The following is a 26,670-nucleotide window of genomic DNA, read 5'->3' as shown; positions in this document are numbered from 1 at the left end:
CGCCCGCTCACCTATCCGCCCCTCCAGCGCAACGCCCGCTCACCTATCGGCCCCTCCAGCCCAACGCCCGCTCACAACTGATGAGAAAGCGGACCCGGCTGACACATGACAAGCTATCCCGGCCCTTCCGTTAGGCTTCCCGGATGAACGAGCTAACCACCATCTGGCCCACCTTCGGTCTTGCCCTGGCTACGCCCCACTTGGTCTTGCGCCCTATCCGGGACGCTGATTTCCCCGCGGCCGTCAGGGCTGCCCTCAGCGAGTTCATTGGTTACCAGGACATGGAGGCGAAGAACTTCGCATCGTTGAAGACGGTTTCCACCGGTTCCTGGCTCAAGAAGAGCGCGCAGGGCCAAGGCCTCGGCAAGGAAATGTGGGCGGCCGCCCTCAGTTACGCCTTCGACTACCTGAACGCAGTAGTGGCTGTATCTGAAGCTGCCGCATGGAACAGACAATCCCTTGGCGTCTCCAGCAGCCTCGGCTATGAACCGAACGGCGTCTATCGCCACACTTGGGGCACCGACGTCGTGGACGTCCAGAGAGTCCGGCTCACCCCGGAATCGTTCATCCGGCCCGACTGGAAGCTAAAGGTAGAGGGCCACGAAGGCACGGCAAGGTTCCTAGGTTTGTGAGCGAGCGTCGGCAGGAAAGACGACATATGTGAGCGAGCGTCGGCAGGAAAGACGACATATGTGAGCGAGCGTCGTGCTTCCAGCCAAGAACGAGCGAAGCCTCACGTCCTGCCCAAAAGGCATGCCGCTCGCACCGGAGAGAGCCGGCTATCCGGCAGCGTGCGTCAAAAGCGAGGTACGAGCTAGCACGCCGAGGATGACCGGTTCTCTCCGGGCAACACCGAGCCGCGCTTAGATCTCAGCCCCTTCGAGCAGTTCCGTCACGAGCGCGGCGATCGGCGAGCGTTCGGAGCGGGTCAGGGTGATGTGGCCGAACAGCGGGTGGCCCTTGAGGGTCTCGACGACGGCGGCAACGCCGTCGTGCCGGCCGACCCGGAGGTTGTCACGCTGGGCGACGTCGTGGGTCAGGACGATCTTGGAGTTCTGGCCGATGCGGCTCATCACGGTGAGGAGCACGTTCTTTTCGAGCGACTGGGCTTCGTCCACGATCACGAAGGCGTCGTGGAGGGAGCGTCCGCGGATGTGGGTCAGCGGCATGACTTCGAGCATGCCCCGGTCCATGACTTCTTCCACGACTTCCTGGCTGACGAGTGCACCGAGGGTGTCGAAGACCGCCTGCGCCCAGGGGTTCATCTTCTCTGCCTCGGAACCCGGCAGGTAGCCAAGTTCCTGTCCACCCACCGCGTACAGGGGCCGGAAAACGATCACTTTGCGATGTTCGCGGCGTTCGAGGACTGCCTCGAGTCCGGCACACAGGGCGAGGGCTGACTTTCCAGTGCCCGCCCGGCCGCCAATCGAGACGATTCCGACGCTCGGATCCATGAGCAGATCAATCGCAAGCCGCTGCTCCGCCGAGCGGCCGTGCAGTCCGAAAACATCACGGTCACCCTTGACCAGGCGTACCTGCTTGTCCGCGCCAACGCGTCCCAAGGCAGAGCCACGGTTCGAGAGCAGCACCAGGCCGGTGTTGACCGGCAGTTCGGCTGCGGCCGGGATGAAGACCGGTTCGTGGCCGTAGAGGGTGGTGATTTCGTCCTCGCTGGCCTCGATCTCAGCCATGCCCGTCCACCCGGAGTCCTTGACCAGCTCGTTGCGGTACTCGTCCGCGAACAGCCCCATGGCAGAGGCCTTGACGCGCATGGGGAGGTCTTTGGAGACAACCGTGACGTTGTGGCCTTCGTTGGCGAGATTCTTGGCGACGGCCAGAATGCGGCTGTCGTTGTCGGCCCCCCGGAATCCTGCGGGCAGGACTTCGGTGGAGACGTGGTTCATCTCGACACGCAGCGTGCCGCCGTCAGATCCGATCGGGATGGGTTGATTCAACCCGCCATGCTCAATGCGCAGGTCATCCAGGAGCCTGAGCGCCTTGCGGGCGAAGTAGCCCAACTCGGGATCGTGGCGTTTGCCTTCCAATTCGGTGATGACCACGATCGGGACAATGACTTCGTGCTCAGCAAAGCGCAACAATGCGTGCGGATCGGAAAGCAACACGGAAGTGTCAATCACATAGCTTCGGCCAGTCGGGGTGTTGGACTTCGCAGTCCCACCGCTTTTGGCCCGCTTGGTGCGAGAGGTAGCTGAACTTTCCCCGTCGGAAACGACTACGGGCAGTTGCTCAGAAATAGCCACATCGACTCCAGCCCCGGGCGAACCCGGCTTATTCGTGAGGCGGCTCGGCCGGAAGGCCGGGCGCGGCCCCCCACGTAACTGGTGCGATGATCCGCTCCATCTACTGGCCTCCCCGATCAGCAGGCGGTTTGCCTACTGATGGGATTAACGTATTCCCGTGCCATTACATTTCCGGTGAGCCCAAACGGCGATTCGTGTAGACAAAATGTGAACTTCCCGTAAACGGGAGCTCACCGGGAACACGCCGTGTCAGGAACCGAAGCGGCGCTGGCGGCCCGCGTAGTCCCTCAAAGCCCGAAGGAAATCGATCTTGCGGAACGCGGGCCAGAGTGCCTCGCAAAAGTAGAACTCGCTGTACGCGCTTTGCCACATGAGGAAGCCGGACAAGCGTTGCTCGCCTGATGTGCGGATCACGAGATCGGGGTCTGGCTGGCCGCGCGTGTAGAGGAAGCGTGAGATGTCGTCCACTGAAAGTTCATCGGCCAGCTCGCCGATGTCGCGGCCGTGCGCGACGGCGTCGTGCAGCAGTTCCCGGACGGCGTCGACAATCTCGCGCCGCCCGCCGTAGCCGACCGCCACATTCACGTGCAGCCGCTCGCGGATCGGAGTGCGGGCCGTAAGTTTGTTGAGCCGCTCGGCGAGATAGTCCGGGAGGAGCTCGGGCGCACCCATGGCGTGCACTGAGATGTCGGCGTCCTCATCCAGCCGATCCAGGGTGTTGGCGATGATGCCCATAAGGAGTTCAAGTTCTTCGCCGGAGCGGTTCATGTTATCCGTCGACAGCATGTACAGCGTGACCACTTTGACTCCCAGTTCCTGGCACCACCCCAGGAACTCGTGGATCTTGTCCGCCCCTGCTTGGTGGCCTTCGCTGGTGGGAGCATTGAATTGCCGCGCCCAGCGGCGGTTGCCATCCACCATCACGCCGATATGCCGGGAATCTTGTCCTGCTCGAGCGATCTGAGCAGCTTGCGCTCGTAGAAGCCGTAGAGGAAGCCGGGCCACTCCATCCGGACACTCACCTGACTTCCTTTGAACGGCAACTAACAAGCAAAACAAACAACGACGGCGGCTGGCCGGGTGGGCCGCCAGCCTCACCCAAACAACAGTCGCCACCTCCGGAGCGCGGCCGAAGGTGCACCACCAAGGCTACCTTCCCCAGCTGGGCCGCCGGCACACCGGAGTCTTGAAACTCGATCGAAAAGGGCACTACTCGGCAGTAACTTATCCTGGCCCGGGTTACGCTTTAACGATGTCGGAGCTGCTCACAATCAAGCCAAGGTGGCGCGGCTGGATACACGCTGTGGCCACGCCGTTCGCCGTCGCAGCAGGGATCGCTTTGGTGGCGTTGGCACCTACGACCGACCGGAAGATCGCATCAGCCATCTACGCTTTCACGGGTGTACTGCTCTTCGGAGTGTCCGCGGTCTACCATCGCGGCAATTGGGAGCCGAAAACCAGAATGGTCCTCAAACGGCTAGACCACACCAACATCATGTTGGTGATCGCGGGCAGCTACACCCCCTTGGCATGGTCGCTACTGGAGCGCCCCAAGGCAGTGCTCCTGCTCTGGGTCATTTGGTCCGGAGCGCTGTTGGGAGTGTTGTTCCGAGTCCTCTGGACCGCGGCTCCCCGTTGGCTCTACGTGCCCATCTACGTTGCACTGGGTTGCGGCGCTTTGTTCTATTTGCCCGAATTCTTCGCGGCAAATGCCCCCGCCGCGATCCTCATCTGCGTCGGCGGAGCCCTTTACATCGCTGGCGCGGTTTTCTATGGAATCAAGAAACCAAACTTCAGCCCCCGGAACTTCGGCTTCCATGAACTCTTCCACGCCCTCACAGTGCTGGCCTTCGCGGCGCATTTTGCCGCAATCATGATTGCCGTGCTCAGCTAGTTCGCGGTCCTGAGGTGGTTGCGGTCCCCGGCAGCCCCAGCCGAGGAAGCCTCAGTTCTCCGTCATCGCTGCAAGGCGCTGCCCCAGTTCCTCGACCGAGCGCAGCGGCAGGTCACAGACCATCCCCCGGCACAAGTACACCTGCGGTGAGCCGTCCGCGGCGGCCGTGCGGGCCTCAAGCAGTGGCACCTCCGGTTCCGTGGCGCGGCTGTCCGGCAGCGCGCCGTCGTCGGCGGCCTGTTCCCCGGCTTCCCCGCTCTGCACGGCCACCACCATTCCCGGGCTTGGAGAGGCCAGCAGGGCACGGTGGAGTTCCCGCTGCATCGGACCAGCGGGGCCGGATACAGCAGCCTCTACAGGACCAGCCACGGCCGCCTGGGCGGTCGCTAGCAACCAGCCCGCCACCCGCGGCGCCCGGCCGGCTATCGGCGGCAGGAGGGACAGGATGTTGCTCGCCATGACCCTGTGCCCGTGCGAACCCGAGTACGCAGCGTAGCTCAGCAGCACACCGGCAAATGCCGCTGCTCCACTGGGCGCCGCGTTGTCGAAGGGGTCCAACCCCGGGTGCTGCCCCTGCGCGTTGAACACCTGGGCCGACTCCCCCACGGAATCCGACAACGTGCCGTCCACCACGAAGCGCGCGCAGGCTCCGCGGATCAATTCTTCCGCAAACCGGTACCAGCGGCGGTGGCCGGTCACGGCATAGAGGGCCAGGAAGCCTTCGGCACAAAACGCATAATCTTCCAACAGGCCGCTGATCCCTCGCGCAATGCCATCGTGCGAGACCCTGATCAGCACCTGCGCACCGGAACTCGGCCCGCCGGAACTTGCCGCAGGACGCCAATGCACGCGCACCAGGTACGCGGCCACGCTTTCCGCGGCGGCGATCAGTTCCGGCCTGTCCAAAACTGCTCCGGCTTCGGCCAGCGCGGCGATGGCCAGGCCGTTCCAGCCCGCCACTACCTTGTCGTCCCGGGCAGGCTGGGGGCGCGCGGAGCGCGCGGCACGCAACGCGGGCCGGACACGGTTCCACAACCTTGATTCGGCCCCGGTCAGCTGGCGCCCAGGATGGAGCGGGGATCCAAGCGCCGAGACTGTGCCCGATGCCCCGACATTCATCAGGCTTGCCACAACCGCAACATCCCCTGGGCCCAGCACGGCTTCGAGGCTTTCGGTGGTCCACAGGTAGGACGCCCCTTCATGATGCACGCCGTCCACCACGGTATCGGCGTCAAGCGAGGACGCGAGCCCCTCTGGGGCTGCGGGATCGCCCACGCCCAACGAATCCAGCATCCAGTCCGCTGCCCGCGACGCCACCGTTGCAGCCTCGCCTGCCGGCAGGACCCAGTCGCCGCGCAGCCTGACCCAGTGGACGTAGGCGCGGAGTAGCTGGGCATTGTCATAGAGCATTTTCTCGAAATGCGGCACGGACCAATCGGCGGTCACGGAATACCGGGCGAAGCCGCCGTCGAGCTGGTCGCACAGAGCGGATCGGGCCATCGCGGCGAGCGTGCGCCCGGCCATGTCGCGGGCGGCGTCGGATGTGTCCGACGGCACGGCAGCATGTCGCATCAAGAACTCAAGAACTGCCGACGGCGGGAACTTCGGAGCGCCGCCGAAGCCACCGCCGTCGAGGTCCTCCGACCGGGCGAGAACGCGCACTGCTTCCGACAGCAGGCTCCTGTCCAGGATTTCGGATGGTCCGTCCAACGACACTGCGGTGGCCAGTTGGGCGTCGGCCATGCCGGAGGCGAGTCCCCGGGCATTCTGCTCGACGGCGTCCCGGCGTTCCGACCATGCCTCGTGGACAGCCTCAAGCACCTGCCGGAAGGACGGCCGCCCGGGCTGGGGTGCCGGCGGGAAATACGTGCCCGCATGGAAGGCCAGGCCCTCGGGCGTCAGGAAGACGGACATCGGCCAACCACCCTCGCCGCTGATGGCCTGGGTGGCCGCCATGTAGATCGAATCCACGTCCGGGCGTTCTTCACGATCTACCTTGATGGCCACGAAGTGGCCGTTCAAGTAGTCCGCGGTGTCCTGGTCTTCGAAGGACTCGTGGGCCATGACGTGGCACCAATGGCACGCAGCATAGCCAATGGAAAGAAAGACGGGAACATCGCGGGCCGCCGCGAAGGCGAAGGCTTCGTCCCCGAACGGCCGCCAGTGCACCGGGTTGTGCGCGTGTTGGCGCAGATAAGCGGACGGTTCGGAGCCGAGGGCATTGGATGCCCCCGGCCATTCCCGGGTGGTGCCCGGGTCAGCGGGCTCCGGAGCCGGCATCGCCGTCGGAGTCTTCCGGACCGGGCCTGCCCGAGGCGACGCCGCCGTCATCGGCGCCGCCGGTCTCTGCGGCCAGTTGGGCTTCTTCAACCTGGGCCCGGTAGCGGACCCGGCGAATCCGGCGGACCATGTCCACGATCAGGAAGGTTGTAAGCACCACGATGAAGGCAGTCAGGACGAAGCCCCAGGTTCCCGGGGTCACCTGGTCTTCCGACAGGCCGGGGCGCAGCGACGGGGTCGGGGTAGGCGACGGAGTCGTGGCCAGGGCGATGAGAAAGTGGTGCACGGTTCAAACCTTCTATGGGAGTTTCCAGCCGGTTGGCGACTTCTACGCGTGATAGAAATCGCCGGCGATCCTATCTTAGCCCTGCGAACAGGTCCTTTTCAGGCAGTTCGGCCGGGATCCGGGAGTGGACCAGCGTGTAGTCTTCCCACGGCCAGGCCCTGCGCTGCATCTCCGGGGACACAGCGAAAAAGAAGCCAAGCGGATCAATCTGGGTTCGGTGCGCCCGGAGGGCATCGTCGCGGGCCTCGAAATAGTCCCCGCAATCCACCTGCGTGGTGGTCTGGTGCATCGGCCTCGGCGGAGTATGGCCTTCGGCATCGGCTTCGAGCCAGGCAGCCAGCCGTTCCGCGTAGGGCGATTGCAGGCCGGCCTCTTCGAGCGCAAAATGCAAGGCACGGAATCGGTCGGGGCTGAACGCGCGGTCGTAGTACAGCTTGCTGGGTTCCCAGCTCTCGCCGGTCCCGGGGTAGCGCGTTGGGTCACCGGCGGCATGGAACGCCTCGACGGCGACCTTGTGGGCCATGATGTGGTCCGGATGAGGGTAGCCGCCGTTTTCGTCGTAGCTCACCACGACGTGTGGCTTGAAATCACGGACCAGCCGGACCAGCGGGGCGGCCGCCCGCTCAAGGGGCTGAAGCGCGAAGCAGCCCGCAGGCAGCGGTGGCAACGGATCGCCGTCGGGCAGTCCTGAATCCACGAAACCCAACCAACGCTGTTTGATTCCCAGCACAGCGGCCGCTTCCTTCATTTCCAGGCGACGCGCGCCCGCCATGTCCCGCTTAGGGTGCGGAGCCGACTCCATGGCCGGATTCTGGATGTCGCCCCGCGAACCATCAGTACAGGTGGCCACCATGACCTCGATGCCGGAAGCCGCGTACATCGCCATAGTTGCCGCGCCCTTGCTTGATTCGTCGTCCGGATGCGCGTGGACGGCGAGCAGCCGGAGCTGCGTGTCGGGGCTGCTGGATGTGCTCATCCGGTACGGTTCCTCTTTCCGGGTAATGCTCTTCTGGGCTTGCTGGTGGCTGCTGCTGCTCAGGCGTTTCCGCTGTGTGCAACGCCGGTGCCGGAAGCCCACTAAACTAGGTGGGTGACTTCGGAGGACCCATCGGGCACGGCGCTGCCGGCAACTACCAGCCTAGCCAATCGCTACGGCAGCCAAAAGCGCGCCTTCGGCGGGAAAACCAAACGCAACATCGTGATCGCCGCGCTGGCCCTCGGTATCGGGTTCCTGGCTTGGGTCACCACCTCTTCCTCGCAATCGTCCGTGACTTTCAAGGATCTCGGGTACAGTTCCACGGACGCCACCCAGTCCGAGGTCGATTTCCAGGTCACCAAAAGCCCTGATGCCACGGCAAAATGCGCCGTCAAGGCCATGGACTCCAAGTTCGCAGTGGTCGGCTGGAAGGTCGTCCAAATCGGCCCGAATGCCCCCAAGGACGGCGCCGACGGCGGCCAGACAACTGTCCAAAGGACTATCCTGCACACTGAGTCCGAGGCCGTGTCCGCCGTCGTGGACAACTGCTGGATTGTCGACAACGGCAAATAACAAAGGTGTGACCCGCGACTCAGCGAGCTTGGGTTTGTCCACAGGATTGACTACACTGGATCAATACCTTAACCCCGCTGAGTTGGTTGCTGAGTTCCACGAGTGGCCTGCACCGGCGGGGTCTTTGCTTGTCAGATCCATAAGGAGAAGTCCGTGTCGACCACCAACAGCGCGCCTGCAGCTTGGCTTACCCAGGACGCATTTGACCGCTTGAAGGCAGAGCTGGACCACCTTTCCGGCCCCGGCCGTGCGGAGATCGTACAGAAGATCGAAGCCGCCCGTCAGGAAGGCGACCTCAAGGAAAACGGCGGTTACCACGCCGCGAAGGAAGAGCAGGGCAAGATCGAGGCCCGCATCCGCCAGCTGACCGTGCTCCTGCGCGACGCCCAGGTTGGCGAAGCTCCGGCCGATGACGGAATCGTCGAGCCCGGCATGCTCGTCGTCGCTCGCATCGCCGGTGACGAAGAAACCTTCCTGCTCGGATCCCGCGAAATTGCCGGCGATTCCGATCTCAACGTCTTCAGCGAGAAGTCTCCGCTGGGCGTGGCGATCATGGGCCACAAGGAAGGCGACAAGATCAGCTACGTCGCCCCCAACGGCAAGGAAATCCCGGTGGAGATCGTTTCCGCCAAGCCGTACGCCGGCTGACAGTCCCGCAAAACAACGACGCCGGCCCTCCCCTTCGCGGGAGGGCCGGCGTTTTGCTTTTGTCCCCCAACTGACTCGCATTTGTTGTCGTTAAGACGCGTCAAAACGACAACAACTGCCAGTCAGTTGGGCTGAGCCAAGGGGCGCGGGCGCAGCAGCACGGCGGCCGCCACTCCCCCGATGGCCCCGCCGAGGTGCGCTTGCCACGAGACGAAACCCATCATGGTAGGCAGTACACCGAACAAGATGCCGCCGTAAGCCAGGAACAGCACCACCGAGAGCAGGATCTGCCGCCAGCTGCGGTTGAAAAAACCGCGCACCAGCAGGAAGGCAAAGAGTCCAAAGACCAGGCCCGAGGCGCCCACGGTCACGCCTCCCCCGCCGATCAGCCATACTGCAAGGCCTGAACCCAGCCAACTGAACGCCAGTGCCGTCAGGAACACCCGGAGGCCGGAGAGGAACACCAGGAAACCGAAGATAACCAGCGGCAGCGCATTGGACAGGAGATGCCCGAAATTGGCGTGGAGCAGCGGGAATGTCAGGATGTCGAAAACGCCGTCCAGGCTCCGGGGGCGCAGCCCGAACGTGCTGTTGAGGCTGTGCATCATCAAGGTGTTGACCAACTCGATCACCGCCAACAGCACCACGAAGCCACCCATGAACAGCAACCCGCCCCGAGCTCGGGTAGCCAGGGAATCCTTTGCGGGTGCCCGTCCGTCTCCGTTGGTATAGAGCGCCATATCAGCTGCCCGTCAGTGCACCACGATCGGGTGGAAGCCCTCGGCGCGAAGGGCCGCCAGGACCTGCTCGCTGTGCTCGTGGCCTTTGGTTTCCAGGTTGACCGTGATGGAGACGTCGCCCATGCTGATCGCTCCGCCCACCCGGGTGTGGTCCAAACCGGTCACATTGGCATCGTTTTCAGCGATGATACGGGCAATGGTGGCCAAGGAACCCGGCCGGTCATCCAGCATCATTCGGACGGTCATGTAGCGTCCGGCCGCTGAGAGGCCACGCTGGATCACTTTGAGCATCAACATGGGGTCGATGTTGCCGCCGGAGAGGATGACGGCAGTTGTTCCCGGGTTTTCGATCTTGCCATCCATGAGCGCAGCGACGCCGACCGCACCGGCCGGCTCAACCACCATCTTGGCCCGCTCCAGCAGGAAGATGAGTGCCCGCGCCAAGGAGTCCTCGCTGACGGTGACGACGTCGTCAACAAGTTCGCGGATGATGCTGAAGGGCAGCTGGCCAGGACGTCCGACGGCGATTCCGTCCGCCATGGTGGAAACCTTCTTGAGCGGCACCAAGGCATCGGCGGCCAGCGACGGCGGGTAGGCGGCGGCGTTCTCTGCCTGCACACCGATGATCCGGATCTCCCGCCCCAGTTCCTTGGCCCTTGCTTTGATCGCGACGGCGACACCGGCCAGCAGGCCGCCACCGCCGACGCCCATGAGGACGGTGTCGACGTTGGGGACCTGGTCCAGGATTTCCAGGCCAACGGTGCCTTGGCCAGCCACGACGTCGACGTTGTCGAAGGGGTGGACGAAGACCGCGCCCGTCTCATTCGCGTAACGCTGCGCTTCGGCGAGGGCCTCGTCCACGTTGTGTCCGTGGAGGATCACCTCGGCTCCATGGCTGCGGGTCGCGGCGAGCTTCGGAAGCGCGACGCCGAGCGGCATGTAGATGCGTGCCTTGATTCCCAGGCTTTTCGCCGCCACAGCAACGCCTTGGGCGTGGTTGCCTGCCGAAGCCGCGACGACGCCGCGCTTCTTTTCCTCGGGTGACAGGCGTGCCATCCGGACGTAGGCTCCACGGACCTTGAAGGAACCGGCCCGCTGGAGGTTCTCGCACTTGAAGAAGACCTGGCCGCCTACCATCGCTCCCAGAGCCCGTGAGGACTCGATGGGCGTCTTGGTGATAATGCCCTCGAGCAGCTCCCGCGCCTTAAGGACATCGTCCAGCGTGACGGGCAGTGTATCGAGGGTATTCACGGGTTATTCTCCTTTGTTGGTGTGGTCTGCGGCATCCTTGGGGGATGTCCGTTCCGCAGCCGCGTTCTGGCTGGCGGCACCTTTGCCGCTGTTGGACTGCGCGCCGGTCATGGCCGCGGGAAGGTGGATTTCCTTGATGGTGGGATCCCCATCGGAGTCCCGTGTTGCGGTCCCCGCGCCAGCGTACGCCGTCGTCAGTCCTTCATCATGTTCCCACGTCCTGGCGGCAATATAGCGAATTGCCGTATTTGCTACGGCTAGTAGCGGAACGGCAAAGAGCGCTCCCGGGATTCCAGCAAGGTACGAACCGGCGGCGACGGACAGGATCACGGCAACCGGATGCAGCGATACAGCCTTGCCCATGACAAGCGGCTGCAGGATGTGGCTCTCAAGCTGCTGCACCAAAAGGACGATGCCCAGCATAATGAGGGCGTTGACCGGGCCGTTGGCCACCAAGGCCAGGAGCACTGCGATGGCTCCCGTCACGAGGGCACCCACCACGGGGATGAATGAACCGATGAACACCAGGACAGCCAAGGGCAAGGCGAGGGGAACCTGGATGATTGCGGCACCCACTCCGATGCCCACCGCGTCCACGAACGCCACGAACATCTGGATGCGCACGTAGCTGACCATGGACGACCAACCGCGCCGGCCCGCGCCGTCGGCGGCTGCGCGCGCGTTCCGGGGCAGCAGTCCCACCATGAACTGCCAGATCCTGGATCCTTCCAAGAGGAAAAAGATGAGGATGAAAAGGGCAAGGACCATGCCTGCGGCAAAATGCCCGGCGGTGCTGCCAAACGAGAGGGCCCCGCTGAGGATGCTGCTGCTGTTGTTTTGCAAGGCCGAGCTGGCGTCTTGGATGTACTTGTCGATCTGGTCCGCGGTCAGATGCAGCGGCCCTTCAGCGAGCCAGGTCTGGATTTGCTGGATACCGGTAAGGGCCTCTTGCCACAATTCGCCGAATCCCACAGCCAGTTGCCTGCCCACCAAGGCCAAGGCTCCGGCAATGACTCCGAGGAACCCCACAACCGTGATGGCGACAGCCACTCCTTGCGGCATCTTGAGCTTCCTGAGCCACGCGGTGACGGGGTGGAGCAAGCCCGCAAGAAGGGAAGCCACCATCAGCGGGATGATCAGGAAGCTGACCTTCCCCAACAACCAGATGAGAGTCCCCACTACCAACATGATCAGTCCCACCCGCCATGCCCAGGCGGCGGCAATCCGGACCCCGTAGGGGATGTCCTGTGCAATGTGGTGCTCCGAGAGCGGTCCGGGCCCAGTTGTAACGGGGGCAGTTCCTGGCGTGGCGTCCTGTGCTGGCGTCATGCCCCCATAATTCCCCAGGGTGTGCCGGATAGGAAACCGGGCTACAGCGCGCCCACAATTCCCCACTTCATGGTGAAGGCCTCCCCCGGTTCAAGCCAACGGAGGCCTTCGCCGGAGTTAAAGGCGTTCGCAGGACCAGTCATGGGCTCGATCGCAACGGCTTTCGAACGGCCAGGAAAGGTATCGGTGACGAAAACATGGACATAGGCGCAATTTTCGTCCTGCTCCAAGCTGACGCTCCGCCCGTCGGGCGCAGACAGCGTGTGGCGGGCAATGCCGCCGTCGAACTCCAGATCCTTGAAGGCCACATCGATATCGAGGCTGCCCACGGTCCTGCCGCCGCCAAGATCGAAATCGCCGTCGACCGGCACCGAACTGCGCGGGATCAACCGCTGGTCGGCCACGAGCCTCGTGCCCGCGTGAACCGTCAGCACCATCTCTTCAGGCGGAACGTCTCCGACGCGCAGATAGGGGTGCGCTCCCAGCACGAACGGTGCGGGGGCCACCGAATCATTGATGAGCGTCTGGGATACACGCAGCGCGAGCCCGGCATCAATCCAGTACCGGACCTGATGTCGGGCCAGGAACGGGTAGCCGTGCTGCGGGAAGATCACCGCTTCGAGGGTTACGGAGAACTCGTCCTCCTCCACGAGGGCGTAGGACGCGTTGCGCAGGAGACCGTGGCTGGCATTGTTGCGGGACACCTCGGTGATGTCCAGCTGCTGTTTCTTCCCGTCGAGGTACCACACCCCGTCCTCCACCCGGTTGGCCCACGGCGCCAAGGTGATTCCAGTGGCGCCAGGCGGGAGTTGATCGTCACCGTAGCTTTCCGTGAGCTGGACGCCGGCGCGGCTGAACATGCGCAAGCCGGCAGCGAGCTCGGTGATGACTGCGAGCGCGTCGCCGCGCCGGATTTCGAATTGGCGACCGCTGGCAAATCGCCGGGATACGGTCTCTTCGCCCGGTGCGGAATACGGTGTTGTGGGAGGCATGGCACCACCGTACTGCATCCCGGCCCCATCGCTTAATGTTCAATTTTGTTAGATATTTTGCCTTTTTGAGCACCTTGTGCCACCATAAATCCATGACTCGCCTTACCAGTACACGCCTCGCCGACGGTCGGGAGCTGATCTATTTCGACGACGCCGGCTCACCGGAGCGTGAACCCGGGTCGCTGACGGATCACCGGGACCTCCCGCCACGCGCTGATCCAGGCGAGTTGCGTTATGACGCGCTGAGCGGCGAATGGGTCGCTGTCGCGGCGCACCGCCAAAGCCGCACGCATCTGCCGCCCGCGGACCAATGCCCCATCTGCCCCACCACCCCCGGGAACCCTTCGGAAATCCCCGCGCCGGACTACGACGTCGTGGTTTTCGAAAACCGCTTCCCCTCGCTGGGGCCAGCAGTAGGCACTATCCCCGGCACGCCCGCTTGGGGAACCTCGGGGCCAGCCTACGGCCGCTGCGAAGTTGTCTCGTTCACCCCCAGCCACACTGGATCCTTCGCCGGGCTCGGCGAAACCAGGGCACGCACCGTTATCGAGGCCTGGGCACACAGGACTGAGGCCCTGAGCGCCCTCCCGGGAATCCAGCAGGTGTTTCCGTTCGAGAACCGCGGAGCCGACATCGGCGTAACGCTCCACCATCCGCACGGCCAGATCTACGCCTACCCCTACGTCACCCCGCGGGCAGCAAGCCTTGGCGCCGCCGCAGTCCGGCACTTCGACGACTCCAAGGGCCAGGAATCGCTGACGTCCTCGATCCTCAAAGCCGAACGGCAGGATGGAAGCCGCATGGTGCTCGAGGCTGAGCACTTCAGTGCCTACGTACCGTTCGCCGCGCGCTGGCCTCTGGAAGTGCACCTCGTACCGCATCGGCAAGTTCCCGACCTCGCCGCCTTGAGGGGCGAAGAACGCGACGAGTTGGCCCACATCTACCTCGAGTTGCTCAAGCGCATGGACGACCTGTATCCAACGCCTACGCCGTACATTTCCGCCTGGCACCAGGCACCCCTGGATGCGGCCCTGCGCCCGTCCGGCCACCTGCACCTGCAGCTCACCTCCCCGCGCCGTGCCGCCGACAAACTCAAGTACCTTGCCGGGTCCGAGGCGGCCATGGGAGCCTTCATCAACGACACCACGCCCGAATCCGTGGCCGAACGGCTGCGCGCCGTCGCCAGCGATTCCCCGATTCGTGGTGGGGAAACTACCAGGGCCATTCCGGAAGGGGCCACAGCATGACCTCCACTCCCGACGCCCCCGCGCTGGGCGCCCTGTTCGGGCGCTTCGAGGCGATTTTCGGTTCAGCGCCCGACGGCGTGTGGCAGGCACCGGGACGCGTGAACCTCATCGGGGAGCACACCGACTACAACGAAGGCTTCGTGCTTCCTTTCGCGATCGACAAGACCGCGAAAGTCGCGGTCCGGATCCGCGACGATTCACGCATTCGGCTGCTGTCCACTTTCGGCGAGCAAGGTTTGGTCGAAGCCGACATCACCACGCTGGCCCCTGAATCCGCCAAGGGCTGGACGAAGTATCCCCTCGGCGTGGCTTGGGCCCTGCAACAGCGCGGGATCCATATCCCCGGTTTCGATCTGCTCATGGATTCCGATGTCCCCCTTGGCGCGGGACTGTCCTCCTCACACGCCATCGAATGCGCAGTCATCTCGGCACTCAACGACCTCACCGGCGCGGACCTGGGCGCCGAAGACATGGTGCTCGCAACGCAGAAGGCTGAAAACGACTTCGTGGGCGCCCCGACCGGAATCATGGACCAGTCAGCCTCGTTGCGCGGATCCTCGGGCCACGCTGTCTTCCTGGACTGCCGCGACCAAAGCGTGCAGCTGGTGCCCTTCGACGCCCAGGATGCCGGGCTCGTCCTGCTGGTTATCGACACCAAGGTCTCCCATTCACACGCGGACGGCGGCTATGCCTCCCGCCGGGCTTCCTGCGAATTGGGCGCCCAGGTGCTGGGAGTCACAGCCCTTCGCGACGTCGGGATCGGCGATCTGGAGGAAGCCAGCGGGCTTTTGGACAGCACGACTTTCCGGCGCGTGAGGCACATTGTCACCGAGAATGACCGCGTGCTGCAGACCGTGGAGCGCCTCACCACGGACGGTCCCGCCCACATCGGCCTGCTGTTGGACGCCAGCCACGTGTCCATGCGCGACGACTTCGAAATCTCCTGTCCGGAGCTCGATCTTGCGGTGGAAACGTCCCGCGCCCACGGCGCTATCGGCGCCCGCATGACGGGAGGCGGATTCGGCGGCTCAGCTATCGCGCTCACTCCGGTGGGCCACGAGCAGGAGGTGCGCGACGCCGTCGTACGCGCCTTCGCGGCGGCAGGTTTCACGACGCCGGATATCTTCACCGTGACCCCGGCTGCGGGGGCAGCGCGCCTGGTTTGACTCGCGGGCATCCGCCCGCATTCGGCTCGCGGGCCCCGGCGTAAGCTGGGGACATGACTGAGGCTGTCATCGTTTCCACTGCCAGAAGCCCCATTGGACGGGCCTTCAAAGGGTCCCTGAAAGACGAACGTCCGGATGACCTCGCGGCGGCGATGGTGACTGCTGCGCTGGCGAAGATTCCGGCTTTCGATCCGGGAGCACTGGACGGCCGCGGCCTCGATGACCTCTATCTGGGCTGCGCCGAACCCAGTGGTGAGGCCGGTTCGAACATGGCACGGGTAGTGACCGTCCTGGCCGGTCTGGACACCGTCCCCGCGGCCACGATCAACCGCTTTTGCGCCTCGAGCCTGCAGACCCTTCGGATGGCCTTCCACGCCATCAGCTCCGGTGAAGGCCATGCCTTCGTCTCGGCCGGGGTCGAGTCGGTGTCCCGCTACCAGAAATGGGTCGGGGCAGGGGAAACGGACACCAGCCTGCATAACCCCCTGTTTGAAGCGGCGCGTGCCCGCACGGCCGCCCGTGCCGCGTCCAACACCCCATGGACGGATCCCCGCATGGGCGGACGGATGCCGGACGTCTACATCGCGATGGGACAGACCGCCGAAAACGTCGCCACAAGCCACGGAATCAGCCGGGAGGAACAGGATCGGTGGGCAGTGCAGAGCCAGAACCGTGCAGAGGCGGCCATTGCCTCCGGTTTCTATGCCCGCGAGATCACGCCGTACACCCGCAAAGATGGCACCGTGGTGGACCGCGACGATTCACCCCGCGCCGGCGTCACCCTTGAAGCGGTCAGCGCGCTGCAGCCTGTCTTCCGCACGGAAGGAACGGTGACTGCGGGCAACGCCTGCCCGCTCAACGATGGTGCTGCCGCCGTCGTGGTCATGAGCGATTTCAGGGCAAGGGAGCTTGGCCTCGAACCGCTGGCTCGCATCGTCTCGACCGGCGTCAGCGCCCTTTCCCCGGAGCTCATGGGCATGGGACCGGTGGAGTCCTCACGCCGCGCCCTGGCCCTGGCGGGGCTGAGCATGGCAGACATTGACCTCGTGGAACTCAACGAAGCCTTCGCCGTCCAGGTGGTGGCGAGCGCCCGCGAACTCGGCATCGATCCGGAGAAGCTCAATGTTCACGGCGGCGCAATCGCCCTCGGGCACCCTTTCGGCATGACGGGTGCCCGAATGACCACCACCTTGCTCAATGGCCTCCGCGAACGGGACGGCACCTTGGGCCTGGCAACCCTATGCGTCGGTGGCGGTCAGGGCATGGCGGTGGTCTTCGAGCGGCTGTCCTAGGTCCTCAAGCTCGGGAGGTTTAGTCGTCCCCGCGCAGGATCGCGAGCAAGCGGATAATCTCCACGTAGAGCCAGACGAGGGTGACGGTAAGGCCAAAGGCGGCCGTCCAGGAGTACCTCTGGGGAGCGCCTTGCTGGACACCCTGCTCGATGCTCGTGAAGTCCATGACCAGCGAGAAAGCAGCCAGGCCAATCGCCAGGACTCCGATGAAGACGCCCAGCGGGATGCCGAAGATGTGCACGCTGGTGCTCAAGCCGAAGGGCGAGTGGACGGCGCCGGTCCACACCATGACCATGTTGATCACGGCGAAGACGAGGTAGCCGAGGGTGGCGATCATGAAGAAGCGCACCGCCTTGGGTGTGGCGCGCACCTTGCCGCTCTTGAAGAGCGCCAGGGTCACCCCGAACACGGCGAGCGTACCGATGACCGCTTGCAGTCCGACTCCCGGGTACAAACCATCCAGGAGGCGCGTCAGGCCGCCGAGGAACAAGCCCTCAAGACCGGCGTAGGTGAGGATCAGCGCCGGGGACGGCTGTTTCTTGAAGGTGTTGACCATGGCCAGCACGAAGCCGCCCAACGCTCCGACGACCATGAGGAGATTGGCCGTGCCAGGGGCCACGAACAAGGTGATGGCTGCGCCAAGCAACAGCACAGCGAGGCAGGCGGCAGTCTTGACGATGACGTCGTCGAAAGTCATCCGGCCGGTTTCTGCGGGACCGGCCGAAGGCTGGTTGTACATCTGCTGCAGCTGATCGGTGCTCATCTGCTGTGCTGCCCAGGCTGGCTGGCCGTACTGGTTCTGGCCGTACTGGCTCTGTCCTTGCGAATAGCTGGGAACAGGCGGTGCCTGTGTTGCTCCACGGAAATTCTTTCCGTTGAAGACCGGGTTGCCTCCGAGTGCCATGGTGGATTTCCTTCTTGGTAAGGGGGCGAAGTGATAGTTCACGCTACCAATTCCCACGCTTGGTCCGCAGCGAAAGTTCCGTATGTTCACAGACTCTTTAGATGCACTCGGGATCAACAAGGGTTTACTTTAGCTGGACTAAGCAAATAGTTGCCTGCAGCTTCACAGTTGTTATCTGATCGCGACGTCCCAGGCCCTTTGGGGGGCATTTTTTAGGCCGCGTGAGCGGTAGCATAAGCGGACATGGGTGACGAATGTCACAGAGGCAGTGTCAATGCAGTGAGATGCTGCCACGGAGCCCATGACCGTTCGCACCGGCCGCAATGGCGCAGCCGGGACCACCCCCAATGTGGAAGGTTTTCCATCTTGAGAAGCACATCCAGAGATCGGTCCAAGAGACCGTCCAAGGGACTGCAGAAAGCCATGGGGGCGCTATTCGCTGTCCTCCTGGCGGCACTGCTCGCAGCCCCGGCGGCACAGGCAGCCACCCCATCGCCCTCCCCCGCCCCGGAACAATTCCAGAACAGCATCAGCGGATTCCTCCGCGACGATGCCCGCGCCCCCATCCCGGGAGTCAAGATCACTGCAACCGGCAACGGCTTCGAGGGATCCGCGACGTCAGGCGCCAATGGAGCATGGAGCATCGGAGTGCCCGTGCAGGGTACCTACGAGGTCAAGCTGGACACGTCCACCCTGCCCAATGGCATCAAACTTGCCGAAGGCCAGGAGAATCCCCGCAAAGTCACCTTCAGCCAAACCTCCAACCTCTCGGTGATCTTCGCCTTCGGCAAGGGCATCGTCGTCACGCAGCAGGACTTCGGGCAGAACCTGCTCAACCGCTTGGTTGCCGGCTTGAGCTTCGGACTGCTGCTCGCGCTTGCCGCCGTCGGCCTGTCCTTGATCTTCGGCACCACCGGCCTGACGAACTTTGCACACGGCGAAATGGTGACGCTCGGCGCCGTGCTGGTCTTTTCCTTCAATGCGATGAACCTGCCGTTCTGGCTGGCTATCGTGCTCGCGCTGCTTGGCGGTGGACTCTTTGGCTACGTTCAAGATGCCGGCCTCTGGCGGCCATTGCGACGCCGCGGCACAAGCCTGGTACCCATGATGATCGTCAGCATCGGCCTTGCTTTGGCGATCCGCTACGTCATCCAATTCTTCTTCGGCGGCGCCACGCAGCAGCTGCCCTACGCCCAGAGTTCGGAAATCCAGATTGGCCCAGTGTCCATCTCGCCCAACAACCTCTGGTCCTTGGTCATCAGTGCAGTGGTCATTGCCCTCATCGGCATCGTCCTGCTCAGGACAAGGCTCGGCAAGGCAACGCGCGCAGTGGCGGACAACCCCGCCCTCGCAGCCGCCTCCGGCATCGACGTCGACTCCGTCATTCGAATCGTGTGGATCGTCGGCGGAATGCTGGCCGCCCTCGGTGGCATCCTCTGGGCCTACTACCGGCCAGGCGTCACCTTCGACATGGGTTCGCAAATCCTTCTGCTCATCTTCGCCGGCGTGACCCTTGGCGGTCTTGGAACCGTCTTTGGCGCACTGATCGGTTCGATCGTCGTCGGAATCTTCGTGGAGCTAACTACGGTGTTCGGCCTCGCCGCCGACCTCAAATACGTCGGCGCCTTGTTCATCATGATTGTTGTCCTCTTGTTCCGACCGCAGGGTATCCTCGGCCGGCGTGAGCGTGTGGGTTAGGAGACGGCCATGGACTTTGGATTTATTTTCTCCAGCGCCGCGGGCGAATTGATCAGCCCGACGACGGCGGCATACGCCCTTGCCGCGCTCGGCCTCGCCGTGCACTTCGGCTACTCGGGCCTACTGAACTTCGGTCAAGCAGGATTCATGGCGGTCGGCGCATACGGCTTCGCCATATCGACGCTGACCTTCAAGGTTCCGTTCTTTGTCGGTTTGCTCATCGCGGTCATCTGCTCGGTGGCATTTGCGTTCATCCTGGGTATTCCCACATTGCGGCTTCGCGCAGACTACCTCGCCATCGTGACCATCGCCTCCGCCGAAATCCTGCGGTATATCGTCACCACCAACCAGCTGACCGGCTTTACGGGTTCGGCAAACGGCCTGGCGGCCTTCGAGGGCGATTTCTTTGTGATGAATCCGTTCCCGCCAGGTACGTACCTGGGCATGAACAACCGTGACTTCTTCATCAGGGTTGTCGGCTGGGGCCTGGTCATCGTCTGCTGCACCTTGGTGTGGCTCCTCATGCGCAGCCCGTGGGGGCGTGTCCTGAAAGGCATCCGCGAGGACGAGAACGCCGTCCGTTCGCTCGGCAAGAACGTCTACTCCTACAAGATGCAAGCCCTGATGATCGGCGGCGTGCTCGGCGCCCTGTCAGGCATGATCTTCACCCTCCCACGAGGCGCCGTCCAGCCATCCAACTACGGTACGGAGTTGACCTTCTTCCTCTGGACCTGCCTGCTTTTGGGCGGAATGGCCACGGTCCTCGGGCCCGTGATCGGCGCCATGATCTTCTGGGTGGTCCTGTCCCTGACCCAGAGCATCCTGTACGGCCTGATCGAGTCCGGAGCGGTGACATGGCTCACTACGGTGCAGGCCGGCCAGCTGCGCTACATCCTGGTGGGCGTGGCCCTCATGCTCCTGATGATCTTCCGCCCGCAGGGCGTCTTCGGCAACAAGAAGGAGCTCGCATTCGCATGACTGAGCCTCGCGACGATTCGCATGACGTGAAAACAGAAGAAATCAACTACATGACCGATTCCCGGCCGATTGCCATCGGAGAGAACCTGCCGGGCTGCAAGAAGAGGGACCCGATCGTGGTGGCGGAAAACGTCACCCGCAGCTTTGGCGGCATCAACGCCGTCGACGTCGAGTACCTTGAGATCCCGCGGCACAAGATCACGGCACTCATCGGCCCCAACGGCGCCGGCAAAACCACCTTGTTCAACCTGCTGACGGGTTTTGATACTCCCAATTCCGGCGAGTGGAAGTTCGAAGGAAGCAACATTGCGGGAGTGTCCTCCTACAAGGTGGCCCGTATGGGCATGGTCCGCACGTTCCAGCTAACAAAAGTCATGGGCAAGCTCACTGTCATGGAAAACATGCGGCTCGGTGCCGCAGACCAGCCAGGCGAGCGCCTCTCGAAGGCCCTCTTCAAAGGCATCTGGGGCGGCCGGGAAAAGGAAATCACGGCCCAGGCAGACGTCCTGCTGGAGAAGTTCAAGCTGGACGCAAAAAAGGACGACTACGCAGCCTCCCTCTCCGGCGGCCAGCGCAAGCTCCTGGAGATGGCCCGTTCGCTCATGGTCAGGCCCAAGCTCGTCATGCTCGACGAGCCCATGGCAGGCGTCAACCCGGCGCTGACCCAGTCCCTCCTTGACCACATCAAGAACCTCAAGGCCGAAGGCATGACTGTGCTCTTCGTGGAGCACGACATGAACATGGTCCGGCACATCGCCGACTGGGTGGTGGTCATGGCCGAAGGGCGGATCGTCGCCGAAGGCCCACCAGGGGAAGTCATGAAGAACCCGGCCGTGATCGACGCCTACCTGGGCGCCCACCACGACGTCGATCTTGGGGACGCCGAGGGCATCAAGGAGCTCGAAGCAGAACTCGAGGCAGACGAGGAATCGATCGTGGGCACGGAGAATGCAGGCATGATCGCGCCCGAGGTCGTCGTCGCCCGTCTGGAAGAGGAGGATGGCAAATGAGTGCACCCAGCGCAATGCCCACAGCCAGCAGCACACCGGCCGACGGGGCCGTGGTGAGCGTCACCAACCTGGTTGCCGGGTACCTGCCCGGCGTCAACATCCTCAACGGTTGCAGCATCGAAGCCCGAAAGGGCGAACTGATCGGCATTATCGGGCCCAACGGAGCAGGAAAGTCCACACTCCTGAAGGCGATGTTCGGGCTAGTCAAGGTCCACTCCGGCTCGGTGGTGGTCCGAGGGCAGGACCTTACCGGGCTCAAAGCCAACAAGCTGGTGACCCAGGGCGTGGGTTTCGTCCCGCAGAACAACAACGTGTTTGCCACGCTCACCATCGAGGAGAACCTCCAGATGGGCATGTTCCAGAAGCCCAAGGCGTTTGCCGAGCGCTTCGACTTCGTGACCGGGCTCTTCCCGGAACTGGGCAAGCGTCGAGCCCAGCGTGCGGGCTCGCTCTCCGGCGGTGAACGCCAGATGGTGGCCATGGGACGCGCCCTCATGATGGATCCCGCCGTCCTGTTGCTGGACGAGCCGTCCGCAGGCCTCTCCCCCGTCAAACAGGACGAGACCTTCCTGCGCGTCCACGAGATCAACCGGGCAGGTGTCTCAGTGATCATGGTGGAACAGAACGCCCGCCGCTGCCTGCAGATCTGCGACCGCGGTTACGTCCTGGACCAGGGCAAGGACGCGTACACCGGCACAGGCCGGGAGCTCATGAAGGACCCCAAGGTCATCCAGCTTTACCTCGGCACCTTGGCCGACACCGTGGAGGGCGAGGGACACTAAGGCAAAAGCCCGGCACTGCGGTGCCGGGCTTTTTGCTGCCCACTTTGGCGCGCTCTCTTCTGTGCGCTCTTCGGGAGCGAACGGGGCAAAGCAAAGGACCCCCGGAGGTTTTTCTCCGGGGGTCCTGCTTACTTCATTTCGTTGTGGTTCAGTCTGGTCCAGCTTCCGGCTTAGAGCTTGCCGAATTCTTCGCGGATCGGCTTGTAGGTGTTGTCGTCAGAGTACTGGTAGATACCGATGTAGGCCTCGCTCGGATCACCGTTCTTGTCAAAGGTCACCGGACCGGACTTGCCGTCGTAGTCGATGTCCTTGCCCTGGCGCAGCAGCGTCACACAGCTCGGGAAGTCGTTGCATTTCTGGCCACCCTGGGAAACATCCTGGAGATGGCTAGCGATATCCGCACCCTTCGTGCTCTTCGCTTCTTCCGTCGCCAGGGCGATCAGGTTGACTGCGTCCCAAGATTCACCAGCGTAGCTGTAGTCCTTCAGGCTCGGGTCGACGGCCAGGAGCTGCTTCTTGAAGTCATCCTTCGCGAAGGTGCCGGGGATGGTGCCCTGGGCTCCGGTGAGCGTGCCTGCCTTGAAGTCCTTGCTGTAGTCGGAGGTGTTGCCGTCAACCATGAACAACTGCGTTGGCTTGACACCCTTGCCCGTCAGCAGCGGAACGATGCTCTTGGCCTGGTCAAATGAAATCAGGGCAATCGCGTCAGGCTTCGCTGCAATCACCTTGTCCACCTGGCTGCTGAACTGGGAGTCGCCTTCATTGAAGAGCTCCTCCGCAACAACCTTTCCACCGGCCGCTTCGAACGCCGACTTCACGTTCTTCTGCAGGCCCGTGCCGTAGGCGTCGTTCAGGACGATCATGCCCAGCGTCTGGGCACCACAGGATGCCATGTAGTTTCCGAGGACCTTGCCCTGCAGGACGTCAGAGGGGGCGGTACGCCAGTAGAGGCCCTTGTCGTCCCAGGTGCTGAAGTCCGGAGAGGTGTTTGCCGGGGAGAACTGGATGACGCCGGCGCCGGTGATCTGGTTGATCACGGTCTTCGAAACGCCTGAAGACGCTGCACCGACAATAGCGCTGACTCCCTGGCCGAGGAGGGCCGTGGTTGATTGGGTCGCGATATCGGTCTTCGTGTCACCGGAATCACGATGGATCACCTCGACCGGGTGGCCGAGGACACCGCCTGCGTCATTGATCTGCTTGATGGCAAGGTTCACGCCCGCGATTTCGGGCGGGCCGAGGAAGGCCAGCGAGCCCGTGGTAGGCAGAAGCGAACCGATCTTCAAAGGCGCAGCGGAGGTGGTGGTCGAGGGAGGCACGGGACCCGTCGTTGTTGCAGCCTGGCTGGCGCCGGCTCCTGCTCCTGCACTCGGGGCTGGGCAAGCGATGCCCGCGGCTCCGGCCGAAGTGCTTCCAGTGGAGCTTGGAGTGGATGATCCACCACAGGCCGTGGCTAGAAGAGCGACGCCGATGCCAAGCGCGGTGAGCTTGGCCGCACGGGGCGCCGCTTGGGAAAGATCAAACATGGATTGTCTCCTCGATCGAGAGGTGCGATCTGCCTTTGATGCGATTGATCAGGTGTTCCTGAATAAGACTCAAACTAATGCAATTGGCCCGGGAACATAAGTGATTCAGGTCACAGCCCTATAACACTCGTTGCATGGGGGAAATCTTATGGTCAGCTGGGAGTATCCCCGGAGGTTGCGTCGAATCCGCGGTCATCCGCGCGGCGGCAGGGAATGCAAGCGTGCCCCAGCCGGGACTCGAACCCGGACTGAGCGGATTTTAAGTCCGCTGCCTCTGCCGATTGGGCTACTGGGGCGCCCGGATAATGGTAACCCAGCCCGCGGCCTGGAACGCGTCAAAGGCAAGGAGCGCGGCGCCCTTAGAGCGCTTGGAACGGCGTGGCATAGCGGAAGGTGCCGCTGACGCCGTCGGGCCATGTTTTGAGCGGTAACAGCTGGAAATGGTCTCCCCACGCGGGGTCGGGCGCCGTCACACCCAGTTGGCTGGCGGGAAGATATCCGAAGCGCGGATAATACTCGGTGCTGCCCAACAAAGCGATGCCCGGTTCGCCCGCGCCCTCGGCCCGTCGGGAGGTTTCCCGCAAGAGCGCAGACCCGATGCCACGCCGCTGCAGGTGCGGCTGGACGCTGATGGGGCCGAGTCCCAAAAGTTCGAGATTTCCGAGCCGGGCGCGGGTGCTGATGATGTGTCCCACGATCTCGCCGCCGATCTCTGCCACGATGCTGAACTCCGGCAGGTACTCGTCGCAGTCGAACAGTTCGCGCAACAGCTTCACTTCCGCCGGGATTCCCTCGACCGGCAGGCCGGTGACCGGGCTGATCGAGAACGCGCTGGCTGTCAGGTCCAGGACCGCCCCGCGGTCAGCTGGCTTCTCCGTCCGTAGCACCAGCCCTTGTGCCAGCCGCTGCAGCACCTCCATGGCGTGCCCGCGTTCGGCGGATGGAACCAGCAGATGGTCATGATGGAACCCGGCCAGGACGTTGCAGCTGATACCAGCTGCGGTCAGGGCGGAACTGACGGCTGCTGTCAGGCCAACTGCTTCCAGCGCGGAGTGAATCTGAAGGGTGATCCAGGCCGCCACGAAATCGTAGGACAGCCCGAGTCGCCCGGCTTCCTCGCGGCGCAGCACCACAGTGAGGCCTTCCGCTTCGCGGACAGCGGCTTCGATATTGCCCTCAAGCGGTTTCCCGTGCGGCCACAACGCGTACACATAGTCGCCGTCGCGAACCACGGGGTGCATGGATGTCAGGAGGGTCGTCAGATCGCTTTCGCCAGCCATGCTGACAAGTCTAGGACTCGCCGTCGCAGACAGGCCGGGAATTAAACGACGACGGCGGCCGCCTCCCTCGGGGGAGAAGGTCGCCGTCGTCAGGACTGCTTCGGGTATCGCTACTTGGCGTCAGCCGTGACCGGTGCCTTGGCCTCGGCAGGCTCAACAGCCGGAGCGGGTGCGGCGGCCGGCTTGGGAGCCGGGGTGGCCGCGGCCACGAAGGCTCCGCGCGGGTTGTCGAGGTCCAACAGCTGGGTGGTGTCGCGGCCCATGGTCATGCCCAGGAGCCAGTTGAAGATCACGCGGACCTTGCGCTCACCGGTGGGGATGGCCAAGCCGTGGTAGCCGCGGTGGGCCAGCCAGGCGAGGCCGCCCTTGAGGCCGATCCGGCCCAGGATGTTGATGTTGGCGACGCCCTTCCATTCGCCGAAGCCGGCAACCGCACCGAGGTTCTTGTGCTTGTAGTCGCCCATGGGCTTGTCCCAGCGGGAAGCCCACAGGTTCTTGGCGAGGCGCTTGGCCTGGCGCAGTGCGTGCTGGGCGTTCGGAACGCAGGTGCCGTCCGGCAGGCCACTGCCGGTGAGGTCCGGGACGGCGGCGATGTCGCCGGCTGCCCAGGCGTTGTCGATGATGCCTTCGTCGCCCGCGATGCGGAGGTCCGGAAGGACGCGGACACGTCCGCGGGGCTCCAGCGGGAAGTCGGTGGAGCGGATCATCGGGTTGGCCTGAACGCCTGCCGTCCACACGAGGGTGTCGGCTTCGAATTCCTGGGCGGGCGTCTTGTCCGGCAGGTTGATGAGCTTGAGGCTGCCCTCGGCGTTGTCGAGGGAGGTGTTGAGCAGGACCTCGATGCCGCGGCTGCGCAGGTGTTCGACAACCCACTCGGCCTGGGCAGCGGTGACCTCGGGCATGATGCGGCCCATGGCTTCGACAAGAACGAAGCGGACTTCTTCCTGACGGATGCGCGCGTTGTTCTTGACCGCGGCGCGGGCCAGGTCTTCCATCTCGGTGATGCATTCAATACCGGCGAATCCGCCACCCACAACCACGAAGGTCAGGGCCTTGGCGCGCTCAGCGGGGTCCGTCATGGTGGAGGCGACCTCGATGCGCTCAAGGACCTTGTTGCGCAGGGCTACTGCTTCTTCGATGGTCTTCAGGCCGATGCCCTCATCGGCGAGGCCCTTGATCGGGAAGGTGCGGGTGATGGCGCCGGCGGCAACCACGACGTCGAAGTAAGGAATCTCGAAAGGCGCGCCGCCGTCGGCCGGGGCGACAACTGCGGTGCGGTTCTGGTGGTCGATGCTGGTGACGCGGCCCTGGATGAGTTCCGTCTGCTTGAGGTGCTGGCGGTGGGAGACGACGGCGTGACGTGCCTCGATGTTGCCGCCGGCCACTTCGGGAAGGAAGGGCTGGTAGGTCATGTAGGGAAGCGGATCAACGACGGTAACGATTCCGCCGGCATTCGCGATCTTCTTCTGCAGCTTGAGTGCTACGTACAGGCCGACGTATCCGCCGCCGACAACGAGAACACGGGGACGGTCAATGAGCTCAGGGGTGGTTGCCATA

The 26,670-nt window shown here is 63.7% G+C and carries 23 protein-coding genes, 1 tRNA gene and 1 pseudogene; 11 read left to right on the top strand and 14 right to left on the bottom strand.

All coding sequences use genetic code 11. The features are described 5' to 3' along the window. Window positions 1–143 precede the first annotated feature (143 nt). Window positions 144–632 (top strand): GNAT family N-acetyltransferase, encoded by a 489-nt coding sequence (locus ACX5I4_RS06085; RefSeq protein WP_461835881.1) that lies wholly within the window; start codon window positions 144–146, stop codon window positions 630–632. A 231-nt stretch (window positions 633–863) separates the two neighbouring features. On the opposite strand, the gene ACX5I4_RS06080 is transcribed toward ACX5I4_RS06085, so the two are convergent. Further along, window positions 864–2,138, bottom strand: coding sequence for a PhoH family protein (locus tag ACX5I4_RS06080; RefSeq protein ID WP_269993222.1), 1,275 nt, complete (start codon window positions 2,136–2,138; stop codon window positions 864–866). Between the two features lie 372 nt (window positions 2,139–2,510). After that, window positions 2,511–3,271 (bottom strand): annotated as a pseudogene (locus ACX5I4_RS06075) (isoprenyl transferase). A 242-nt stretch (window positions 3,272–3,513) separates the two neighbouring features. On the opposite strand from ACX5I4_RS06075, the gene trhA reads away from it, so the two are divergent. Continuing rightward, window positions 3,514–4,155: a PAQR family membrane homeostasis protein TrhA gene (trhA, locus tag ACX5I4_RS06070; protein WP_461835880.1), complete on the top strand. Its 642-nt coding sequence runs from the start codon at window positions 3,514–3,516 to the stop codon at window positions 4,153–4,155. 51 nt (window positions 4,156–4,206) lie between these two features. On the opposite strand, the gene ACX5I4_RS06065 is transcribed toward trhA, so the two are convergent. The 3 genes from ACX5I4_RS06065 to mca all read right to left on the bottom strand — a co-directional run bounded on the left by ACX5I4_RS06065 (window position 4,207) and on the right by mca (window position 7,697). Then, the gene (locus ACX5I4_RS06065) at window positions 4,207–6,435 is read right to left on the bottom strand and encodes a thioredoxin domain-containing protein (protein ID WP_461835879.1); all 2,229 of its coding nucleotides are present in this window, start codon (window positions 6,433–6,435) and stop codon (window positions 4,207–4,209) included. Then, window positions 6,413–6,721, bottom strand: coding sequence for a hypothetical protein (locus tag ACX5I4_RS06060; protein WP_461835878.1), 309 nt, complete (start codon window positions 6,719–6,721; stop codon window positions 6,413–6,415). Before ACX5I4_RS06060 ends, ACX5I4_RS06065 begins: the two co-directional genes overlap by 23 nt. A 70-nt stretch (window positions 6,722–6,791) precedes the next feature. Then, entirely contained in the window at window positions 6,792–7,697 is a 906-nt protein-coding gene (gene mca, locus ACX5I4_RS06055; RefSeq protein ID WP_461835877.1) for a mycothiol conjugate amidase Mca, read from the bottom strand. Between the two features lie 114 nt (window positions 7,698–7,811). Here mca and ACX5I4_RS06050 point away from each other — a divergent pair, with 114 nt between their 5' ends. Beyond that, window positions 7,812–8,270 (top strand): DUF4307 domain-containing protein, encoded by a 459-nt coding sequence (locus ACX5I4_RS06050; RefSeq protein WP_461835876.1) that lies wholly within the window; start codon window positions 7,812–7,814, stop codon window positions 8,268–8,270. Window positions 8,271–8,423: 153 nt separating this feature from the next. Continuing rightward, window positions 8,424–8,918 carry a transcription elongation factor GreA gene (greA, locus tag ACX5I4_RS06045; RefSeq protein ID WP_461835875.1) on the top strand — a complete coding sequence of 165 codons (495 nt, stop codon included), beginning with the start codon at window positions 8,424–8,426 and terminating at the stop codon, window positions 8,916–8,918. Window positions 8,919–9,040: 122 nt separating this feature from the next. Here greA and ACX5I4_RS06040 read toward each other — a convergent pair whose 3' ends face one another. From ACX5I4_RS06040 to ACX5I4_RS06025, 4 genes are read right to left on the bottom strand one after another with little or no spacing between them, the layout of a single operon-like run. Beyond that, window positions 9,041–9,658 carry a rhomboid family intramembrane serine protease gene (locus ACX5I4_RS06040; protein ID WP_461835874.1) on the bottom strand — a complete coding sequence of 206 codons (618 nt, stop codon included), beginning with the start codon at window positions 9,656–9,658 and terminating at the stop codon, window positions 9,041–9,043. Between the two features lie 12 nt (window positions 9,659–9,670). Then, the gene (gene ilvA, locus ACX5I4_RS06035) at window positions 9,671–10,909 is read right to left on the bottom strand and encodes a threonine ammonia-lyase (protein ID WP_461835873.1); all 1,239 of its coding nucleotides are present in this window, start codon (window positions 10,907–10,909) and stop codon (window positions 9,671–9,673) included. A 3-nt stretch (window positions 10,910–10,912) separates the two neighbouring features. Continuing rightward, window positions 10,913–12,238 (bottom strand): AI-2E family transporter, encoded by a 1,326-nt coding sequence (locus tag ACX5I4_RS06030; protein ID WP_461835872.1) that lies wholly within the window; start codon window positions 12,236–12,238, stop codon window positions 10,913–10,915. A 41-nt stretch (window positions 12,239–12,279) separates the two neighbouring features. Next, window positions 12,280–13,230, bottom strand: a complete 951-nt coding sequence (locus ACX5I4_RS06025; RefSeq protein WP_461835871.1) for an aldose 1-epimerase family protein — start codon at window positions 13,228–13,230, stop codon at window positions 12,280–12,282. A gap of 92 nt (window positions 13,231–13,322) precedes the next feature. Between ACX5I4_RS06025 and galT the strand changes: the two genes are divergently transcribed. Genes galT through ACX5I4_RS06010 form a run of 3 tightly spaced genes read left to right on the top strand, consistent with a single transcriptional unit; the run spans window position 13,323 to window position 16,935 of the window. Continuing rightward, complete coding sequence (gene galT / locus ACX5I4_RS06020) at window positions 13,323–14,477, top strand: galactose-1-phosphate uridylyltransferase (RefSeq protein WP_461835870.1); 1,155 nt, start codon at window positions 13,323–13,325, stop codon at window positions 14,475–14,477. Continuing rightward, window positions 14,474–15,643, top strand: coding sequence for a galactokinase (galK, locus tag ACX5I4_RS06015; protein ID WP_461835869.1), 1,170 nt, complete (start codon window positions 14,474–14,476; stop codon window positions 15,641–15,643). The genes galT and galK overlap by 4 nt, the downstream gene beginning before the upstream one ends. A 53-nt stretch (window positions 15,644–15,696) precedes the next feature. Continuing rightward, entirely contained in the window at window positions 15,697–16,935 is a 1,239-nt protein-coding gene (locus tag ACX5I4_RS06010; protein WP_461835868.1) for an acetyl-CoA C-acetyltransferase, read from the top strand. A 19-nt stretch (window positions 16,936–16,954) separates the two neighbouring features. On the opposite strand, the gene ACX5I4_RS06005 is transcribed toward ACX5I4_RS06010, so the two are convergent. Beyond that, window positions 16,955–17,839, bottom strand: coding sequence for a Bax inhibitor-1/YccA family protein (locus ACX5I4_RS06005; protein WP_461835867.1), 885 nt, complete (start codon window positions 17,837–17,839; stop codon window positions 16,955–16,957). 423 nt (window positions 17,840–18,262) lie between these two features. On the opposite strand from ACX5I4_RS06005, the gene ACX5I4_RS06000 reads away from it, so the two are divergent. The 4 genes from ACX5I4_RS06000 to ACX5I4_RS05985 are packed head-to-tail and all read left to right on the top strand — an operon-like array spanning window position 18,263 to window position 22,307. Further along, a complete protein-coding gene (locus ACX5I4_RS06000) occupies window positions 18,263–19,537 on the top strand; it encodes a branched-chain amino acid ABC transporter permease (protein ID WP_461835866.1) in 1,275 nt (424 codons plus the stop codon). Window positions 19,538–19,546: 9 nt separating this feature from the next. Further along, window positions 19,547–20,515, top strand: coding sequence for a branched-chain amino acid ABC transporter permease (locus tag ACX5I4_RS05995; protein WP_461835865.1), 969 nt, complete (start codon window positions 19,547–19,549; stop codon window positions 20,513–20,515). Continuing rightward, window positions 20,512–21,525, top strand: a complete 1,014-nt coding sequence (locus tag ACX5I4_RS05990) for an ABC transporter ATP-binding protein (protein ID WP_461835864.1) — start codon at window positions 20,512–20,514, stop codon at window positions 21,523–21,525. Before ACX5I4_RS05995 ends, ACX5I4_RS05990 begins: the two co-directional genes overlap by 4 nt. Continuing rightward, a complete protein-coding gene (locus tag ACX5I4_RS05985) occupies window positions 21,522–22,307 on the top strand; it encodes an ABC transporter ATP-binding protein (RefSeq protein WP_461835863.1) in 786 nt (261 codons plus the stop codon). The genes ACX5I4_RS05990 and ACX5I4_RS05985 overlap by 4 nt, the downstream gene beginning before the upstream one ends. 170 nt (window positions 22,308–22,477) lie before the next feature. On the opposite strand, the gene ACX5I4_RS05980 is transcribed toward ACX5I4_RS05985, so the two are convergent. The 4 genes from ACX5I4_RS05980 to ACX5I4_RS05965 form a co-directional block, all read right to left on the bottom strand. Beyond that, complete coding sequence (locus ACX5I4_RS05980) at window positions 22,478–23,833, bottom strand: ABC transporter substrate-binding protein (protein ID WP_461835862.1); 1,356 nt, start codon at window positions 23,831–23,833, stop codon at window positions 22,478–22,480. Window positions 23,834–24,055: 222 nt separating this feature from the next. Beyond that, window positions 24,056–24,129: transfer RNA gene (locus ACX5I4_RS05975), tRNA-Leu, on the bottom strand. Window positions 24,130–24,192: 63 nt separating this feature from the next. Continuing rightward, on the bottom strand, window positions 24,193–25,113 hold the full coding sequence (locus ACX5I4_RS05970; RefSeq protein WP_461835861.1) for an N-acetyltransferase: 921 nt from the start codon (window positions 25,111–25,113) through the stop codon (window positions 24,193–24,195). 110 nt (window positions 25,114–25,223) lie between these two features. Beyond that, entirely contained in the window at window positions 25,224–26,669 is a 1,446-nt protein-coding gene (locus tag ACX5I4_RS05965) for an NAD(P)/FAD-dependent oxidoreductase (RefSeq protein WP_461835860.1), read from the bottom strand. Window position 26,670 lies beyond the last annotated feature (1 nt).

This window comes from Arthrobacter sp. MMS24-S77, from assembly GCF_054888235.1.
This window is presented reverse-complemented; position numbering and strand designations above follow the sequence as displayed.

Excerpts from the sequence above, each read along its gene's own strand:
- galK (WP_461835869.1), top strand. The coding sequence starts at position 14,474 with ATGACCTCCACTCCCGACGCCCCCGCGCTGGGCGCCCTGTTCGGGCGC.
- ACX5I4_RS06000 (WP_461835866.1), top strand. The coding sequence starts at position 18,263 with ATGGGGGCGCTATTCGCTGTCCTCCTGGCGGCACTGCTCGCAGCCCCG.
- ACX5I4_RS06085 (WP_461835881.1), top strand. The coding sequence starts at position 144 with ATGAACGAGCTAACCACCATCTGGCCCACCTTCGGTCTTGCCCTGGCT.
- ACX5I4_RS06005 (WP_461835867.1), bottom strand. The coding sequence starts at position 17,839 with ATGGCACTCGGAGGCAACCCGGTCTTCAACGGAAAGAATTTCCGTGGA.
- ACX5I4_RS06030 (WP_461835872.1), bottom strand. The coding sequence starts at position 12,238 with ATGACGCCAGCACAGGACGCCACGCCAGGAACTGCCCCCGTTACAACT.
- ACX5I4_RS06025 (WP_461835871.1), bottom strand. The coding sequence starts at position 13,230 with ATGCCTCCCACAACACCGTATTCCGCACCGGGCGAAGAGACCGTATCC.
- galT (WP_461835870.1), top strand. The coding sequence starts at position 13,323 with ATGACTCGCCTTACCAGTACACGCCTCGCCGACGGTCGGGAGCTGATC.
- ACX5I4_RS06040 (WP_461835874.1), bottom strand. The coding sequence starts at position 9,658 with ATGGCGCTCTATACCAACGGAGACGGACGGGCACCCGCAAAGGATTCC.
- ACX5I4_RS05970 (WP_461835861.1), bottom strand. The coding sequence starts at position 25,113 with ATGGCTGGCGAAAGCGATCTGACGACCCTCCTGACATCCATGCACCCC.
- ACX5I4_RS05985 (WP_461835863.1), top strand. The coding sequence starts at position 21,522 with ATGAGTGCACCCAGCGCAATGCCCACAGCCAGCAGCACACCGGCCGAC.
- trhA (WP_461835880.1), top strand. The coding sequence starts at position 3,514 with ATGTCGGAGCTGCTCACAATCAAGCCAAGGTGGCGCGGCTGGATACAC.
- ACX5I4_RS06010 (WP_461835868.1), top strand. The coding sequence starts at position 15,697 with ATGACTGAGGCTGTCATCGTTTCCACTGCCAGAAGCCCCATTGGACGG.
- ACX5I4_RS05995 (WP_461835865.1), top strand. The coding sequence starts at position 19,547 with ATGGACTTTGGATTTATTTTCTCCAGCGCCGCGGGCGAATTGATCAGC.
- ACX5I4_RS05980 (WP_461835862.1), bottom strand. The coding sequence starts at position 23,833 with ATGTTTGATCTTTCCCAAGCGGCGCCCCGTGCGGCCAAGCTCACCGCG.
- ACX5I4_RS05965 (WP_461835860.1), bottom strand. The coding sequence starts at position 26,669 with ATGGCAACCACCCCTGAGCTCATTGACCGTCCCCGTGTTCTCGTTGTC.
- ACX5I4_RS06065 (WP_461835879.1), bottom strand. The coding sequence starts at position 6,435 with ATGCCGGCTCCGGAGCCCGCTGACCCGGGCACCACCCGGGAATGGCCG.
- mca (WP_461835877.1), bottom strand. The coding sequence starts at position 7,697 with ATGAGCACATCCAGCAGCCCCGACACGCAGCTCCGGCTGCTCGCCGTC.
- ACX5I4_RS05990 (WP_461835864.1), top strand. The coding sequence starts at position 20,512 with ATGACTGAGCCTCGCGACGATTCGCATGACGTGAAAACAGAAGAAATC.